Origin of the sequence: Burkholderia sp. WP9, from assembly GCF_900104795.1 — a bacterium.
Lineage (GTDB): Bacteria > Pseudomonadota > Gammaproteobacteria > Burkholderiales > Burkholderiaceae > Paraburkholderia.
Window position 1 is genome coordinate 2,969,832 of record NZ_FNTG01000001.1, and the last position, 16,272, is coordinate 2,986,103.

Annotated in this window: 15 protein-coding genes; 11 read left to right on the forward strand and 4 right to left on the reverse strand. The window is 63.8% G+C overall.

Features of this window, described 5'->3' with window-relative positions:
- The first annotated feature begins 146 nt into the window (after positions 1-146).
- The 5 genes from queA (at position 147) to secF (ending at position 6,229) form a co-directional block, all read left to right on the forward strand.
- Positions 147-1,205 (forward strand): tRNA preQ1(34) S-adenosylmethionine ribosyltransferase-isomerase QueA, encoded by a 1,059-nt coding sequence (queA, locus tag BLW71_RS13155; protein ID WP_091796693.1) that lies wholly within the window; start codon positions 147-149, stop codon positions 1,203-1,205.
- A 109-nt stretch (positions 1,206-1,314) separates the two neighbouring features.
- Entirely contained in the window at positions 1,315-2,529 is a 1,215-nt protein-coding gene (gene tgt, locus BLW71_RS13160; protein WP_091796694.1) for a tRNA guanosine(34) transglycosylase Tgt, read from the forward strand.
- Between the two features lie 210 nt (positions 2,530-2,739).
- Positions 2,740-3,069: a preprotein translocase subunit YajC gene (gene yajC / locus BLW71_RS13165; RefSeq protein WP_013587151.1), complete on the forward strand. Its 330-nt coding sequence runs from the start codon at positions 2,740-2,742 to the stop codon at positions 3,067-3,069.
- A gap of 118 nt (positions 3,070-3,187) precedes the next feature.
- The gene (gene secD / locus BLW71_RS13170) at positions 3,188-5,260 is read left to right on the forward strand and encodes a protein translocase subunit SecD (RefSeq protein WP_091796695.1); all 2,073 of its coding nucleotides are present in this window, start codon (positions 3,188-3,190) and stop codon (positions 5,258-5,260) included.
- Between the two features lie 18 nt (positions 5,261-5,278).
- Positions 5,279-6,229 (forward strand): protein translocase subunit SecF, encoded by a 951-nt coding sequence (secF, locus tag BLW71_RS13175; RefSeq protein ID WP_091796696.1) that lies wholly within the window; start codon positions 5,279-5,281, stop codon positions 6,227-6,229.
- A 143-nt stretch (positions 6,230-6,372) separates the two neighbouring features.
- Here secF and BLW71_RS13180 read toward each other — a convergent pair whose 3' ends face one another.
- The 4 genes from BLW71_RS13180 to BLW71_RS13195 all read right to left on the reverse strand — a co-directional run bounded on the left by BLW71_RS13180 (position 6,373) and on the right by BLW71_RS13195 (position 9,698).
- The gene (locus tag BLW71_RS13180; RefSeq protein WP_091800808.1) at positions 6,373-7,650 is read right to left on the reverse strand and encodes an MFS transporter; all 1,278 of its coding nucleotides are present in this window, start codon (positions 7,648-7,650) and stop codon (positions 6,373-6,375) included.
- Between the two features lie 278 nt (positions 7,651-7,928).
- Positions 7,929-8,498, reverse strand: coding sequence for a YceI family protein (locus BLW71_RS13185; RefSeq protein ID WP_091796697.1), 570 nt, complete (start codon positions 8,496-8,498; stop codon positions 7,929-7,931).
- Between the two features lie 67 nt (positions 8,499-8,565).
- Positions 8,566-9,129: a YceI family protein gene (locus BLW71_RS13190; RefSeq protein WP_091796698.1), complete on the reverse strand. Its 564-nt coding sequence runs from the start codon at positions 9,127-9,129 to the stop codon at positions 8,566-8,568.
- Positions 9,130-9,137: 8 nt separating this feature from the next.
- Positions 9,138-9,698 carry a cytochrome b gene (locus tag BLW71_RS13195; protein WP_091796699.1) on the reverse strand — a complete coding sequence of 187 codons (561 nt, stop codon included), beginning with the start codon at positions 9,696-9,698 and terminating at the stop codon, positions 9,138-9,140.
- Between BLW71_RS13195 and BLW71_RS40885 the strand changes: the two genes are divergently transcribed.
- The 6 genes from BLW71_RS40885 to BLW71_RS13220 all read left to right on the forward strand — a co-directional run bounded on the left by BLW71_RS40885 (position 9,697) and on the right by BLW71_RS13220 (position 16,143).
- Positions 9,697-9,906 (forward strand): hypothetical protein, encoded by a 210-nt coding sequence (locus BLW71_RS40885; RefSeq protein WP_143048331.1) that lies wholly within the window; start codon positions 9,697-9,699, stop codon positions 9,904-9,906. The two genes, BLW71_RS13195 and BLW71_RS40885, sit on opposite strands and share 2 nt — an antisense overlap.
- 217 nt (positions 9,907-10,123) lie before the next feature.
- Complete coding sequence (locus tag BLW71_RS13200; protein WP_091796700.1) at positions 10,124-10,876, forward strand: paraquat-inducible protein A; 753 nt, start codon at positions 10,124-10,126, stop codon at positions 10,874-10,876.
- 7 nt (positions 10,877-10,883) lie between these two features.
- Complete coding sequence (locus tag BLW71_RS13205; RefSeq protein ID WP_091796701.1) at positions 10,884-11,570, forward strand: paraquat-inducible protein A; 687 nt, start codon at positions 10,884-10,886, stop codon at positions 11,568-11,570.
- Positions 11,563-13,221: a PqiB family protein gene (locus BLW71_RS13210; protein ID WP_091796702.1), complete on the forward strand. Its 1,659-nt coding sequence runs from the start codon at positions 11,563-11,565 to the stop codon at positions 13,219-13,221. The genes BLW71_RS13205 and BLW71_RS13210 overlap by 8 nt, the downstream gene beginning before the upstream one ends.
- Entirely contained in the window at positions 13,218-13,967 is a 750-nt protein-coding gene (locus BLW71_RS13215) for a PqiC family protein (RefSeq protein ID WP_091796703.1), read from the forward strand. The genes BLW71_RS13210 and BLW71_RS13215 overlap by 4 nt, the downstream gene beginning before the upstream one ends.
- 1 nt (position 13,968) lies before the next feature.
- The gene (locus BLW71_RS13220; protein ID WP_091796704.1) at positions 13,969-16,143 is read left to right on the forward strand and encodes a site-specific recombinase; all 2,175 of its coding nucleotides are present in this window, start codon (positions 13,969-13,971) and stop codon (positions 16,141-16,143) included.
- The last annotated feature ends 129 nt before the right edge of the window (positions 16,144-16,272 follow it).

The window sequence follows — 16,272 nt, forward strand, 5'->3', positions numbered from 1 at the left end:
GCTGCTTCGCAAGTACAATATCGGCTGTCAAAGGGTTCGCCGCCATACGGCGCGCGCTCTCGCGGGCCGCTCCGGCGTCCCGCAATCATAGCCGCCCGGCTCCGGCTTCGGCTCAATTCAGTCTCAATTCGCTTCCAGTCGTTCGCATGTTGACGCTTTCCGATTTCGATTTCGATCTGCCCCCCGAGTTGATCGCCCAAGTCGCGCTGCCCGAGCGCAGCGCCAGCCGTCTGCTCGAGGTGAACAATCCGGCCGACGCCACCGGCGCGGCGCGCCTGATCGACCGCCGCTTTGCCGAGTTGCCCGAGTGCATCGCGCCCGGCGATTTGCTTGTCTTTAACGATACCAAAGTCCTGAAGGCGCGGTTCCTCGGCCAGAAGGCCAGTGGCGGCAAGATCGAAGTGCTGGTGGAGCGCCTCACCGGCGAGCGCACAGCGCTCGCGCAGATTCGCGCGAGCAAGAGCCCGCAGCCCGGCACCACGATCCGGCTGGCGGATGCCTTCGACGTCACGATCGGCGAACGCGTCGAGCCGTTCTACACGCTGCATTTTCCGGACGACTGCCTGACGCTGATCGAACAGTTCGGCCGTCTGCCGCTGCCGCCGTACATCGAGCACGATCCCGACTCGACCGACGAAACCCGCTACCAGACAGTGTTCGCGCAAAATCCCGGCGCGGTCGCCGCGCCCACAGCGGGCCTGCATTTCGACGAGGCGCTGCTCGCACGCCTCGACGAAAAAGGCGTGCAGCGCGCGACGCTGACGCTGCACGTCGGCGCGGGCACGTTCCAGCCGGTGCGGGTGGAAAACCTCGCCGAGCACAAGATGCACAGCGAGTGGTATCACCTGCCGCAAGCGCTCGCCGACCAGATCGCGGCGACGCGCGCACGCGGCAACCGCGTGATCGCGGTGGGCACGACCTCGATGCGCGCGCTCGAAGCCGCCGCGCGCGACGCCGAAGCCGCGGGCCGGCCGCTCGCCGCCGCCAGCACGGAAACCGACATCTTCATCACGCCGGGCTATAAATTCCGCGTGGTTGACCGGCTAGTGACCAATTTCCACTTGCCCAAGTCGACGCTGCTGATGCTGGTGTCGGCTTTCGCGGGCGTTGAAACCATTCGCGAGGCTTACCGCCATGCGATCGAGCAGCGTTACCGCTTCTTCAGCTATGGCGACGCGATGCTGCTCACCCGGCGCGACGTTTGAGCCCAAGACCAGCCGTTTAAAATTCGCAGTTCCAGGAGCCGCCGAGAACCCTTCCGGCGGCATTCATTATTTGCGCCGGACTGTTTTCCGGTAGCACAGGAGTTATTTCATGACCGACGGTCACACCGTTAGCACGCGCGCCGACCACGGCGCTTATCTCGGCGATCACGTTCGCCCCGAAAACGGCCTCAAATTCGAACTGCTCGGCACCGACGGCCAGGCCCGCCGCGGCCGCGTCACGCTGAATCACGGTGTGGTGGAAACGCCGATCTTCATGCCGGTGGGCACGTACGGGACCGTGAAGGCGGTGCAGCCGCGCGAGCTGGAGGAAATGCACGCGCAGATCATTCTCGGCAACACTTTCCATCTGTGGCTGCGCCCAGGCCTTGAAACCATCGAGGCGCACGGCGGCCTGCACGGCTTCATGGGCTGGAAAAAGCCGATCCTGACCGATTCGGGCGGCTTCCAGGTGTTTTCGCTCGGCGATCTGCGCAAGATCACCGAAGATGGCGTGACGTTCGCGTCGCCGATCAACGGTGACAAGCTGTTCCTGTCGCCCGAAGTGTCGATGCAGATCCAGAAAGTGCTGAATTCGGACATCGTCATGCAGTTCGACGAATGCACGCCGTACGCGACTAACAACGTGCCGACTTCGCACAAGGAAGCGGCCGATTCCATGCGCATGTCGATGCGCTGGGCGCAGCGCTCCATTGACGAATTCAACCGGCTGGGCAATCCGAACGCGCTGTTCGGCATCGTTCAGGGCGGCATGTTCGAAGACCTGCGCGACGAGTCGCTGGCAGGGCTCGCGGAGAAGGATTTCCACGGTCTGGCGATCGGCGGGCTGTCGGTCGGCGAACCGAAAGAAGACATGATGCGCGTGTTGAACCACATCGGCCCGAAGCTGCCGGCCAACAAGCCGCACTATCTGATGGGCGTTGGCACGCCGGAAGACCTGGTGGCGGGCGTCGCCGCCGGCGTCGACATGTTCGACTGCGTGATGCCGACCCGCAACGCGCGCAACGGCTGGCTTTTCACGCGGTTTGGCGACATCAAGATCCGCAACGCCACGCACAAGAATTCGCTGCGCCCGCTCGACGAGCAATGCGGCTGCTACACCTGCCGAAATTTCACTCGCGGCTACCTGCACCATCTGCATCGTGTAGGGGAAATCCTCGGTGCGCAGTTGAACACGATCCACAACCTGCACTACTACCTCGAACTGATGCAGGAAATTCGCGATTCGATCGACGCGAAAATGTTCGAGCCCTTCCGCAAACGCTTTCACGAGAACCGCGCGCGCGGCACCGCCGAGGCGCCGTGACGGCGCGGGGACCGCGGATTCAGCGGAAGAATCCGTCGGCCTCGCCGGGAAAACCTTACAATCGACTTTCGCGAACGGCGCTAAAAACGGCAAACCAGCCTTTAAACGGTTGATCCCAAAGCCGATTCGCCGCGCCGACGCGCGTCAGGCCGGTGGTAGAATAACCGGCTGATTTTTTTGATCGTTTTGACTTATAACGGAGAGACCAACGTGTCGTTCATTTCCAATGCCTTCGCCCAAGGCACCGCAGCAGGTGGCGTTGAGTCGAACCTGATGAGCTTCCTGCCGCTGATCCTGATGTTCGGCGTGCTGTACTTCATCATGATTCGCCCGCAAATGAAGCGCCAGAAGGAACATCGCAACATGCTCGCCGCCATGGCCAAGGGCGATGAAGTGGTGACGAATGGCGGCATCGTCGGCAAGGTGACCAAGGTGGGTGAAGCTTACGTCGGCGTCGAGATCTCGGAAGGCACGGAAATCACCGTGCAAAAAGCGTCGGTCACGACGATTCTCCCGAAGGGCACGATCAAGTCGCTGTAAGGCCTGCTCTCTCGCGTCCGGCGCGGCCTCGCCCGCGATTCATGCAATCCAGCGCTGAATCGCCCGCGCTCATCGCCGGACGCATCGCTTCCAAGCCAACCTTCCCGTTGGACCACTCATGAATCGTTACCCCCTCTGGAAATACGCCGTGATGCTGGTGGCTCTGGTCATCGGCCTCGTGTACACGCTGCCCAACCTGTTCGGCGAAGCGCCGGCGGTGCAGGTGTCGAGCGGCAAGGCAACGGTCAAGCTCGACTCGACCACGCTGTCGGCTGTCGAAGCCGCGCTCGCCGCGAATCAGATCAAGCCGGACGACGTCACGTTCGACAACGCGTCGACCAACGCGAACATCCGCGTGCGTCTGCCGGACACCGACACGCAACTGCGCGTGAAGGACCTGCTGCAGAAGTCGCTGAACAGCGACCCGACCGACCCGCAGTTCATCGTGGCGCTGAATCTGCAAAGCGCGTCGCCGCGCTGGCTGACCGCCCTGCACGCGCTGCCGATGTACCTCGGTCTCGATCTGCGCGGCGGCGTCCACTTCCTGCTGCAGGTCGACATGGCCGGCGCGCTCAACAAGAAGCTCGACTCGGACGCTTCGGACGCGCGCACGCTGCTGCGTGACAACAATATCCGCGACGGCGGCGTGAACCGCGTCAACCAGACGGTGGTGATCAATTTCGCCGACCAGGCGACCGCAGACAACGCATCGAAGCAACTGAGCCGCAGCATCAGCGAACTCCAGTGGGCCTCGCAAGCGAGCCCGGACGGCAGCGTGCAACTCGTCGGCACGTTCACGCCGACGGTGCAGAAAGCCGTGCAGGACGCCGCGCTCAAGCAGAACATCACCACGCTGCATAACCGCGTGAACGAACTCGGCGTGGCCGAGCCGGTGATCCAGCAGCAAGGCTCCGACCGCATCGTGGTCGAACTGCCGGGCGTGCAGGACACGGCGAAGGCGAAGGACATCATCGGCCGTACGGCAACGCTCGAAGCGCGCCTCGCCGATCCGGTCAACACGCATCCGAATCCGTCCGATCCGGTGCCGCCGGGCGACGAGCTGTTCACGCAAGGCAACCAGACGCCGGTGCTGCTGAAGAAGCAGATCATCTTCACGGGCGACCGGATTATCGACGCGTCAGCGGGCTTCGACGAACACCAGCGCCCCTCGGTCAATATCCGCCTGGATTCGGCCGGTGGCCGCGCGGTGCGCAGCGTGTCGCGCGACAACATCGGCAAGCCGATGGCCATGGTGCTGTTCGAAAAGGGCAAGGGCGAAGTGCTGACGGTGGCGACCATCCAGTCGGAACTGGGCGACCGCTTCCAGATCACCGGCCAGGCCACGCCGCAAGGCGCCGCCGACCTCGCGCTGCTGCTGCGCGCCGGTTCGCTGGCCGCGCCGATGGACATCATCGAAGAACGCACGATCGGCCCGAGCCTCGGCGCGGACAACATCAAGAAGGGCTTCCACTCGGTGGTGTGGGGCTTCGCGGCGATCGCCGTCTTCATGATCGCGTACTACATGCTGTTCGGCGTGATCTCCATGATCGGCCTGTCGGTCAACCTGCTGCTGCTGATCGCCGTGCTGTCCATGCTGCAGGCCACGCTCACATTGCCGGGTATCGCCGCTATCGCGCTCGCGCTCGGTATGGCGATCGACGCGAACGTGCTGATCAACGAACGGGTGCGTGAAGAACTGCGCAACGGCGCGCCGCCGCAACTGGCGATCCAGAACGGCTACGCGCACGCCTGGGCAACGATTCTCGACTCGAACGTCACCACGCTGATTGCCGGTATCGCGCTGCTCGCGTTCGGCTCGGGCCCGGTGCGCGGGTTTGCGATCGTGCACTGTATCGGCATTCTCACGTCGATGTTCTCGGCCGTGTTCTTCTCGCGCGGCATCGTCAACCTCTGGTACGGCGGCAAGAAGAAGCTGAAGTCGCTGGCCATCGGTCAGGTGTGGCGTCCGGATACGGCGCCCGCGGGCTCGGCGGCTTACCTCGGTAGCGAAGACGCCGCGACCGACACGGCGCAAGCCGTCGCCGCGGTCGCCGCCAAGCCGTCGAAGGCGAGAGCTGCGGTCGCGCAGGCTCGCGCCGGCAAGCCGACCGTACGCCGCCGCAACGCGCCGGGTTCGTCGACTACGTCGAATACGTCGAATACGCCGCAGAAACCGGGTTCATCCCGCTGAGTCCCGGAGAACAAGACCATGGAATTTTTCCGATTTCGCAAAGACATTCCGTTCATGCAGCGTGCGTTGATCTTCAACGCGATCTCGCTGCTGACGTTCCTTGCTGCTGTGTTCTTCCTGCTGCATCGCGGGCTGCATCTGTCGGTGGAGTTCACCGGCGGTACGGTGATCGAAGTGCAGTATCCGGGCGCCGCGCCGCTCGAACCGGTGCGCGGCACGCTAGGCAAGCTCGGTTATGCCGACGCTCAGGTGCAGAACTTCGGCACCTCGCGCGACGTGCTGATCCGTCTGCCGCTCAAGCAGGGCTATACGTCCGCGCAACAGAGCGATCAGGTGATGACCGCACTGAAGGCCGAAACGCCGCAGGTGCAACTGCAGCGTGTCGAGTTCGTCGGCCCGCAGGTCGGCAAGGAACTCGCCACCGACGGCCTGCTCGCGCTGGCCTGCGTGGTGGTCGGCATCGTGATCTACCTGTCGTTCCGCTTCGAATGGAAGTACGCGGTGGCCGGCGTGATCGCGAACTTGCACGACGTGGTGATCATTCTCGGCTTCTTCGCGTTCTTCCAGTGGGAGTTCTCACTCTCCGTGCTGGCTGCGGTGCTCGCGGTGCTCGGTTACTCGGTGAACGAATCGGTTGTTATCTTCGACCGGATTCGTGAGACCTTCCGCCGCGAACGCAAGCTGAGCGTGATCGAAGTGATCAACCACGCGATCACGAGCACGATGTCGCGGACCATCATCACCCACGGCTGTACGCAGATGATGGTGCTCTCGATGTTCCTGTTCGGCGGCCCGACGCTGCACTACTTCGCTCTCGCGCTGACGGTCGGTATTCTGTTCGGTATCTACTCGTCGGTGTTCGTCGCCGCCGCGCTCGCCATGTGGTTTGGCGTGAAGCGCGAAGATCTGATCAAGGACAAGAAGGAACGCAGCGACGCGGACGATCCGAACGCGGGCGCGCAAGTCTGATCCTGTTTTAGGTCAGACCTCGGAATGCAAAAGGCCGGTTCATGATGAACCGGCCTTTTGCGTTTACCGCCGCCCTGCCTTACCGTCGCCCTGCTTCACCACCGCGCCGCGCCCATCCGCTGCGGCAACGGCAAGCATACGCCTCAGCGGAACCCGAGCTTGCGCCGCGCCGCCATCAGCGCGACGAGGCTCACCACCGCGGCGAAAATCAGGTAGTAACTCGGCGCGGTCTTCGAACCCGTCGCGCTGATCAGCCACGCAATGATGAACGGCCCGAAGCCGCCGAAAATCGTCACGGCAATGTTATAAGCCAGCGACATGCCGGTCGTACGCGTTTGCACCGGAAACATCTCCGAGAGCAGACCCGGCAGCGCCGCGAAATAACCCGTCATCAGAAATCCGAACACGATCTGCATGGCGATCAAGGTGCCGAAAGTCGGATGCGCGACCAGGTACGCGAAGGCCGGGTTGATCAGCACGAGCAGCAGCAACGCCGAGATCAGCATGATCGTGGTGCGCCCGTGCCGGTCGGACAAATGGCCGACCAGCGGCGAGAACACCATCTGGATCACGCCGGTCAGTGCGATCGCCGCGAACGCGACTGAAGGCGCCAGTCCCAATTGCTTCACGCCGAAGGTTGGCATGAACAGCACCAGATACGTCGATACCGTGCCGAGCACCACCACGCCGATCGCGATCAGAAGGCGCAATTTCTGGCTGGTGAAGGTATCGCGCAGCGGCGTCGTGGTCGTTTCGGCGGCGAGGAATTCGGGCGTCTCATCGAGCCTGGTGCGGATGTACCAGGCGACCGGCCCGATCAGGAGGCCAAAGAAGAACGGCACACGCCAACCCCACGAGGCCATCTGCTCAGGCGAAAGCTTGCCGGTGAGCAGTACACCGAAGCCGGCGGCAAGCAGCGTGGTGAGCCCCTGACTCGCCACCTGCCAGCTCGCGAAAAAGCCGCGCCGCCCCGGCACGTGTTCCGCGAGAAAGGCGGTGGCGCTGCCGAACTCGCCGCCGGCCGAAAAGCCTTGCATCAGACGGGCCAATACAAGAATCACCGGTGCGGCGAGGCCGATGCTCTGATAGGTCGGCAGGACCGCGATGATTAACGTGCCGGCCATCATCAGCAGGATCGAGAGTGTGAGCGCCGCCTTGCGGCCGGCGCGGTCGGCGTAGGCGCCGATCACGATCGCGCCGAGCGGCCGCATGAAGAACGACACGCCGAAGGTGCCGAGGGTGAGGAGGAGCGACACCGTGTCGTTACCGGCCGGAAAAAACAGCTTCGCGATGACCACCGCGAAAAATCCGTACACCACCAGATCGAACCATTCCAGCGCGTTGCCGATCGAGGCCGCGACCACCGCGCGCCACGAACTTTGCCGGCTCTCCGTGAGGCTTGCTGCTGTCGTTGCGTTCATGCAGATCTCCAATTCGCGCGGAATATTATTCATGTGGGCGTGACGCCCTGAATGCCCGACTGGATGCGCGCACAACCAGTGCGGTGCCTGCGCTCTATGTACCCGAAAAATTAATACGGCGCGAGTGCGAAATTGCGCTATGCCGCTGCATAAGGCTTTCGGCGTCTCAGGCGGCCAATAAAAAACCGCTTCGTCGCCAAAGCGAACGAAGCGGTTTTTTTGTTGCGACGCAACGGTCGTGCGATTCAATACCCGCACGCGGCAGACGGGTTAAGCATTTATTGCTTGATGCCTTCGGCCTGAATATGCAGCTTGGTATCCATATTGAAGCCGTATTTGGCGCCGAAATCCATGCCGTAGTCAGCGCGGTTGAAATGGGCGCTCGCTTCCACCCCGCACACCTCGCGCTTGAGCACCGGATGCGGCATGCACTTGAACGACTCGATCTTCAGATTCAGCGGCTTGGTGACACCGTGCATCGTCAGATTGCCGATCACTTCGACCGGCTTGTCGCCGTCGAACTTGATCTCGGTGCCCTTGTACGTCACCGAAGGATATTTGGCGACATCGAACAGCGCATCCGTCTTCAGATGCTCGTCGAGCTTGCTGTTGCCGGTGTCGATCGAAGCAGGATCGACCGTCACGTCGACGGTACCGGTTTTAGCCGAACGGTCGAGCGTGACCGTGCCGGAGCTCTTGGTGAACTTGCCGCGCCACACCGAAAGACCGCCGAAGTGATCCGCCTCGAAGCTCGGATACGTGTGGGTCGGGTCGAGCTGATAGGTATCGGCCGCCGCGAACGCGCCCAATGAGAAAGAAGAAGCGAGCGCGCCGATGGCGATCAACATGGATGTTTTCAATTCGTGCTCCCAGGTTCCAGAAAAAAGCTGCCCCGCCCGAGCGGCGCGGCGAACGTCACTTATGTGCTGCAACGATATGAAACTTGATGACCACTTCGTCGGCGACCACCGAGGTGTCTTTCCATTCGCCGGTGCCGATATCGAACTGCGAGCGCTTGATCGGGAGTGAACCGTCGAAGGTTTGCACCGCGCCCTGCTGGGACACGGTGACCGGCACCACCACGGTCTGCGACTTGCCCTTGATGGTCAGCTTGCCGGTCACCTTGAACTGGTTGCCGCCGGCCGGCGCAATCGCGCTCGAGACAAAAGTGGCACTCGGATACGTCTTCGCGTCGAACCAGTCCTTGCCGCGCACCTGGTCGTTGTAGCTTTCGTCGCCGAGATCGTAGCTGGCCACGTCGATGCTGAACTGCGCACTGCCGTCGGCCGGTTTTGCCGGATCGAACTTGACCTGCGCGGTGAATTTACCGAATTTGCCTTCCACCGGCACATTCATCTGTTTCGACGTGGCCGTCACCGAACTCTTCGCGACGTCGACTTGCGCCATGGCGCTGCCGGCCACGGTCAACGAGGCCGCGGCAAAGGCGGCGAGCATGTAGCGATAAAACGAAACCTTCATGGTTGTCCTTATTTGAGGAAAGGGAGCATGCGCGAAAGCAGACCGTCGCGATCCAGCCATTGATGCTTGAGCGCGGCCGCGACGTGCAGCGCGACGAGCACGAGCAGGGTGTAATTCAGCGTGATATGCACGTTCTTCAGCAGTTCCTTGAGGTGCGGGTCCGGCGCGATCAGGCGCGGCAGCGGAATCAGCCCGAGGTACACCACCGGCACGTTGGCCGCCGAACTATAGAGGTAGCCCGAAGCGGGAATCGCGATCATCAGCACGTACAGCAACACGTGTACGAGATGCGCCGCGCCACGCTGCCAGACCGGCATGCGGCGGGGCATCACGGGCGCCGCGTGCGTGGCGCGCCACAGAATGCGCAGGACGGCGAGCGCGAATACCGTCACGCCGATCCACTTGTGCCACGAAAAATACTTCAGCTTGGTGGGCGTGAAGCCCGGGATATCGGTCATCACCCAGCCGAGCGCGAAGCCGCATACGATCAGCAGCGCGATCAGCCAATGCAGGGCAATGGCAGTCGGCGAATACGATTCCCGGCTACTGAATGAAGGATTGAGTGCCATGACAGGTCAACGCAAGCTAAGAGAGGTTAACGGCGCAGTCCGCGTGAATATTCCGGATGCCGATGCGCAAGGCATCGGTTCATCTGAACGGACAATGCCTGCGGCGACACGCGCCAAGGCGGCCATGCTACCCGAACCGGAAAAAACTGGCAGAGCGTTGCCGGAGGCCGCCCACGCGGAGTTTCAGCGCCCATGCCGCACGCATTGAACAATTAGGGACGGAGGCTGTCAGAGCTAGACGGATGCAATGTAGGATTAACCGCCCGCCGTCGTGCGCCCTGGCTCACAATCGTCACAATCCGACCTCGGCGCAACAGCCGGTGCGACGGCGGGGCGCCTTTGGTACTATTGCTCCACACTTTCATCAGACCTGCCAAAGAAACGGGCATTGCACGCTTCCCCTCACACTGTCAGCCCTTTGCCCTATGGAACATGACAACCTGATCGCGTGCCATGAGTGCGATACGCTGTTCCACAAACCCCGGCTTGTCGGGCGCACGCTCGCGCGCTGTCCGCGCTGCGGGGCTACGCTTTATCGCGGCGTCTCCCGCAAGCTCGACGCCATCAGCGCCATGACGCTGGGCGCGCTGATCACCTTCCTGATCGCGCAGGGCTTCCCGATCGTCGAACTCGAAACCAACGGCATCACGTCGCAGACTACGCTGTTCGGCGCGCTCGTCGCGCTGTGGGACGAGGACATGCAGATCGTCGCGGTCATGGTGTTCTGCTCGACCATCCTGTTCCCGCTGACCGAACTCGTCGCACTGCTCTATGTGCTGATTCCGTTACGCGCCGGCTATGTGCCGCGCGCCTTCAACCGGGTGCTGCGCGCCATTCAATTCGTGCGCCCGTGGGGCATGATTGAAGTCTTCATGCTCGGGATACTGATCACCATCGTGAAGATGGTGAGTCTCGCGCGCGTGATTCCCGAGGCGGCGTTGTTTGCGTTCGGCGTGCTCACGCTGATGCTCGCCGTGGTGGTCACGTTCGATCCGCGCATTCTGTGGGACCTCGCCGACGAACTGGGCGCCCGCGACCAACGGCCGCTGCCGCGCACTTCCGCCGACAGCGCGGCCGCCGCCGTCAACTCGGTCGCCGGACCGCCCGCTCCGCCAGACGTGCGTGGCGCGGAGCCAACCGCGTTGCCGCCGGTGCCGCCGGTGCCACGTCGAGGATGAGCACGCCATGAAATACATCACCGCGAGACGCGCGGGCCTCGTCAGTTGCCACGCGTGCGGACGCGTCGAGCCGCGCATTCGCTCCGTCACGGCGCAGCACTGTTCACGGTGCGGCGCGCACCTTCACTCGCGCAACCCCGACAGCCTGATGCGCACGTGGGCGCTGCTGATTGCCGCCGCGCTCCTGTATATTCCCGCGAACCTGCTGCCGGTGATGCACACGGCGTCGCTGCTCGGCTCCGAAGACGACACCATCATGAGCGGCGTCGTCTACTTCTGGACCTCGGGCGACTGGCCGCTCGCGGTGATCGTGTTTATCGCCAGCATCATGGTGCCGATGCTCAAGCTGAGCGTGCTGGTGCTGCTCACCATCACGGCGCAGCGCCGTTCGCGCTGGCGGCCCGACCAGCGCATCACGCTTTACCGGATGGTCGAGCGGATCGGGCGCTGGTCGATGCTGGACGTGTTCGTCGTCACGCTGACCGTCGCGCTGGTGCGCTTCAAATCGCTTGCCGTCATTACGGCCGGCCCGGGGGCGATCGCCTTCGGCTCGGTGGTGATTCTGACCATGCTGGCCTCCATGCAGTTCGACCCACGGCTCATCTGGGATCACGTGGAAGGCGGCGTTCAAGGCGGCGTGCAAGGCGGCGTGAAGCGCAATACCCAAAAACCTCAGGACCTCAAACATGACTAGCCCGCAAGAACCGACGCCCGCCTCCGATGCGCCGCGCAACGATTCGAACGGACCGAAGCTGCCGCCCCAACTCCCAGACCCGGAAATCGAACCGCGCAGCCGCTGGCTGCCGTCTCTCGTCTGGGTGATTCCGCTGATCGCCGCGCTGATCGGCATCGCGCTCGTGATCAAATCGGTCACCGCGAAAGGCCCGACCATCACGATCAGCTTCGTCAGCGCCGAGGGGCTCGAACCGGGCAAGACCAAGGTGAAGTACAAGGACGTCGACGTCGGCTCCGTGAAGACCATCACGCTGTCGAAAGATCTGTCGCACGTGCTGGTGCAGGTGCAGTTGACCAAGGAAGGCGAAGACTTCGCGGTCAAGGATTCGCGCTTCTGGGTGGTGCGGCCGCGCGTCGGCGCGAGCGGCGTGTCGGGTCTCACCACGCTGCTCTCGGGCGCGTATATCGGTGCGGACGCCGGGCACTCGCCGGATACCGAGAAGGACTTCGTCGGCCTTGAAACGCCGCCGCCGATTACCGGCGACCAGAAGGGTCACCAGTTCGTGCTGCACGGCGACTCGCTCGGCTCGATCGACATCGGCTCGCCGATCTTCTACCGGCGCGTGCAGGTCGGCCAGGTGGTCGGCTTCTCGCTCGACAAGGACGGCACCGGCGTGACCATGCAGGTCTTCGTGTCCGCGCCGTTCGACCAGTACGTCGGTACCAATTCGCGCTGGTGGCATGCGAGCGGCGTCGATCTGCGGCTCGATTCCAGCGGCTTCAAGCTGAACACGCAGTCGCTCGCCACGGTGATCGTGGGCGGCCTGTCGTTCCAGTCGCCGCCGGGGCAAGGCGTGGGCGCGCAGGCGCCGAACAACATGACCTTCCGCCTCGGTTCGGATGAAGCCGATGCGATGCGCGAGCCGGACGGCGTGCCGCTGCGCGTGGTGATGAACTTCAACCAGTCGCTGCGTGGCCTGTCGATCGGCGCACCGGTCGATTTCCGCGGCATCGTGCTGGGGCAGGTGACCAACATCGGCATCGACTACGATCCGAAGACGCGCAGCTTCACCATGCCGGTCACGATGAACCTCTATCCGGACCGCCTCGGCAGGCGCTTCCGCGAAACCGCGCCGGCACCGGGCAGCCTCGCGGGTCAAACCATGCTGCAACAGCTCGTCAAACACGGTTTGCGCGGCCAGTTGCGCACCGGCAATCTGATTACGAGCCAGTTGTACGTGGCGGTGGACATCTTCCCGAAGGCGCCGCCGGCAACCGTCGACGTGGCGAGCGATCCGCTCGAACTGCCGACCATTCCGAACACGCTCGACGAGTTGCAGCTCCAGGTCGCCGACATCGCGAAGAAGCTCGACAAGGTGCCGTTCGACCAGATCGGCAACAACCTCAACAGTGCGCTGAAGAATGCCGATCAGCTCTTCACGCGACTCGACAAGGAAGTGGTGCCGCAGGCCCGCGATACGCTCGCGGCGGCGAAGCAAACCTTCGGTTCGGCTGAGGCGACGTTGCAGCAGGACTCGCCGTTGCAGTCCGATGTTCATCAGGCGCTGCAGGAACTGACGCGCACGTTGCAGTCGCTCAATGCGCTGTCGGATTATCTGGAGCGCCATCCCGAATCGCTGTTGCGCGGTAAAACAGGAGATAAACCATGATGCTTGCCCGGCTTCCTCGCCCGCCGCGCGGGTTCGCGCGCGGCGCCGTTCTTGCCGGCGCTCTGGCCGGACTGGTGACGCTCGCGGCGTGCTCGTCGCCGTCGAGCCGCTTTTATACGCTGGGAGCGGATAGCGCTGCCGGAGCCGCCGCGCCGGTCAGCGCCCGCACGGCGGCTGCGCCCGCGTGGCTGATCGAAGTCGCGCCGATCGACGTGCCGCCGCAGGTGTCGAAGAATCAACTGGTCGTGCAAACCGGACCGACGCAGGTCAAAGTGCTCGAGGAAGAGCGCTGGGCCTCACTGCCCGGCGACGAGATCCGGCGTGCGTTGTCGACGAGTCTGACGCAGCAGCTCAACACGATCGACGTGTTCGGCACCGCGCACCCGGATGCCACGCCGGTGTATCGGGTCAGCATGAACGTGCAGCGCTTCGAGTCATGGCCGGGTTCGCATGCGTTGATCGACGCGGTGTGGAGCGTTCGCGCGGTACGCAGCAACACGGTGATGACGTGCCGCAGCGTGGTCAGCGAACCGGTGAGCGGCGGGTATGACGCGCTGGTCGACGGGCATCGGCGCGCGCTGCAGCGGATTTCCGTGCAGGTGGCTTCAGCGGTACAGGCCATGGCTGCCGCTGCTCCGCAAGGTCAAGGCGCCAAGGCGACCTCTTCCTCGGCCAAAGGAGCGACTGTGAGCGCGGCAGTGCCGGCGTGTCCTTCAGCGGACAGCGCTGCGGGAGCCGGCGCCTGAAGTGTTCGACTCGCTCAAACGACTCATCAGGAAATGGCGCGCTTCGCGCGACGGCGGTCACCAGCTCGATTCGCTGCTGGCGATCGCCGACCGCACTGCCCCCTATCCGGAGCGCAGTGAGTGGCTGATCGAACTCGCTCACTGGATTCGCCGGGGCCGCGTGGTCCAATCCGGCGCCACCGCTGAAGACACCGCTAGCCACTCGATCCCTGCGCACACGCGAATCCGCTACCTCCTGCATGTGCTGGATCGCAACCCCGTCTGGAAGGCCAACGTCGCCGGCATTCTGCGTGCTCTGCTGCGCGAGAGCGACGGCCTTTCGCTGCTGTGCGACGCCGGCATGCCCGTGCATTCGGGCTTCTTCGGTGCGTTGTTCGAGCGGCTCGAAGCAGCGTTGATTCCGCCCGCGCCGAACCGGCGCGACCTCACCGCGATCGTCACGCTCATGTTCAGCTCGGAGCGGGACGCCGAATGGATCGGCGCGCTTCCCACCGATCTGCTGATCCGCATTCACGCGCTTTTCGACTACGCGGCGGACGAAGACGAACAACGCGACGCCACGCCGTTTTCGCTCGACCTGCTGGCCGCGCTGCATAACCTGACCTGCCAGATCAGCTCGACGGGCCTGTCGCAAACCGTGCGCAGCCGTTTGGGCGGAGCCGATCCGGACGAGCACGGCTTCGATCACGCGCACCGTGGACGCGACGGCCATGACGCCCACGAGGCCAGCGACATGCGCGTCGCGATGGAAAAGCAGCCGTTCTACCGGCTCACGCGTGCGATGCTCGCCGTCGAAGCCGCGCATCAGGCGTTCGTGGCGGGCGCCCCGCAAGACCCGCTGCTGCACGAGGTCAACTATCTGCGGCTGCTGCTCGACGAATGCCGCGGCGCGACCGACAACGTCTTCGCGCACCTCTATCGCAACGGCGTGAGCGTCGACATCGTGTTCCAGGTCGAACGGATGCGCATGCGGATCGTGCGCGCCGAGCATCTGCTCAATGCATGGATGGCGCACGACGATCCGCACGCCGGCGCGCGTCTTACCGCCGAACTCGTCGACGCGAATCATGCGAGCCAGAGCGTCGCGCATCTCATGCGCAGCAATTTTTCTCTGCTGGCGCGCAAGGTCGTCGAATACAGCGCCGATACGGGTGAGCACTACATCGCCCGCGATCGCACCGAATATCTGAAGATGCTGCGCATGGCGGCCGGCGGCGGCCTCGTCACCGTCGTCACGGTATGCGTGAAATTCGCCATTACGGGCGCGCATTTTCAGGCGATGTTCGAAGGGCTGCTCGCCGGCATCAACTACGCGGCCAGCTTCCTGCTGATGCACTTTCTGCATTTCTCGCTCGCCACCAAGCAGCCGGCCATGACCGCGCCGACGCTCGCGCGGGAACTCGACGGTGTCGGCACGCCGGCAGGGGTCGACAGTTTCGTCAGTTCGGTGACCGCGCTGATGCGCACCCAGGCCGCCGCGGTGCTGGGCAACGTGCTGCTGGTGTTCCCCGTGAGCCTCGGCGTGCAACTGCTGTGGCACGCGCTGTTTCACGCCGACATCATTTCACCGGCGAAGGCGCACGCCACGCTGCATTCCTTCTCGCTCTGGGGGCCCACGCCGTTCTATGCCGCGTTGACCGGCGTGCTGCTGTGGTCGTCCAGCCTGCTCGCGGGTTGGGCGGACAACTGGTTCGTGCTGCATCGCGTCGCCGACGCCCTCGCCTACAACCGCCGTCTGCGCCTGACGCTCGGCGCGGCCGGCGCCAACCGGATCGCACGGTTCTGCCGCGCGAATGTGGCCGGAGTCGTCGGCAATATCACGCTCGGGCTGATGCTCGGCCTGGTGCCGGCGATTCTCACCGCGTTCGCGTTCTCCTTCGAAGTGCGGCACGTAACGCTCAGCGCCGGTTCGATCGGCGTCGCGCTCGGCGTGCTCGGCAAGGACGCTCTGAAGCTGCCGGAGTTGTGGTGGGCAGTGGCGGGTGTCGGCAGCATGGCGATACTCAATGTGGCGGTGAGTTTCGCGCTCGCCTTCTATATGGCGGTGAAATCGCGCGACTTGCGACGCAACGCGGTGCGCTCGCTGCGCGGCGCGATCTGGCAACGGGTATTCCGGCATCCGCTGGAGCTGGTCTGGCCGGCAAAAACGGCCAACGCGGCCCGCGCAGTCCGCTAGCGGCTCGCGCCGGCAAGCGCTCGCCGCGCCGCCGCGCAAGCGGGCGCGGCTTGCCGCCAGACGATCGCGCATGGCGGCTCAGCCCGACCGCGTACAATAGCGCCTTATTCAACGCCTTCCGGCAACCTC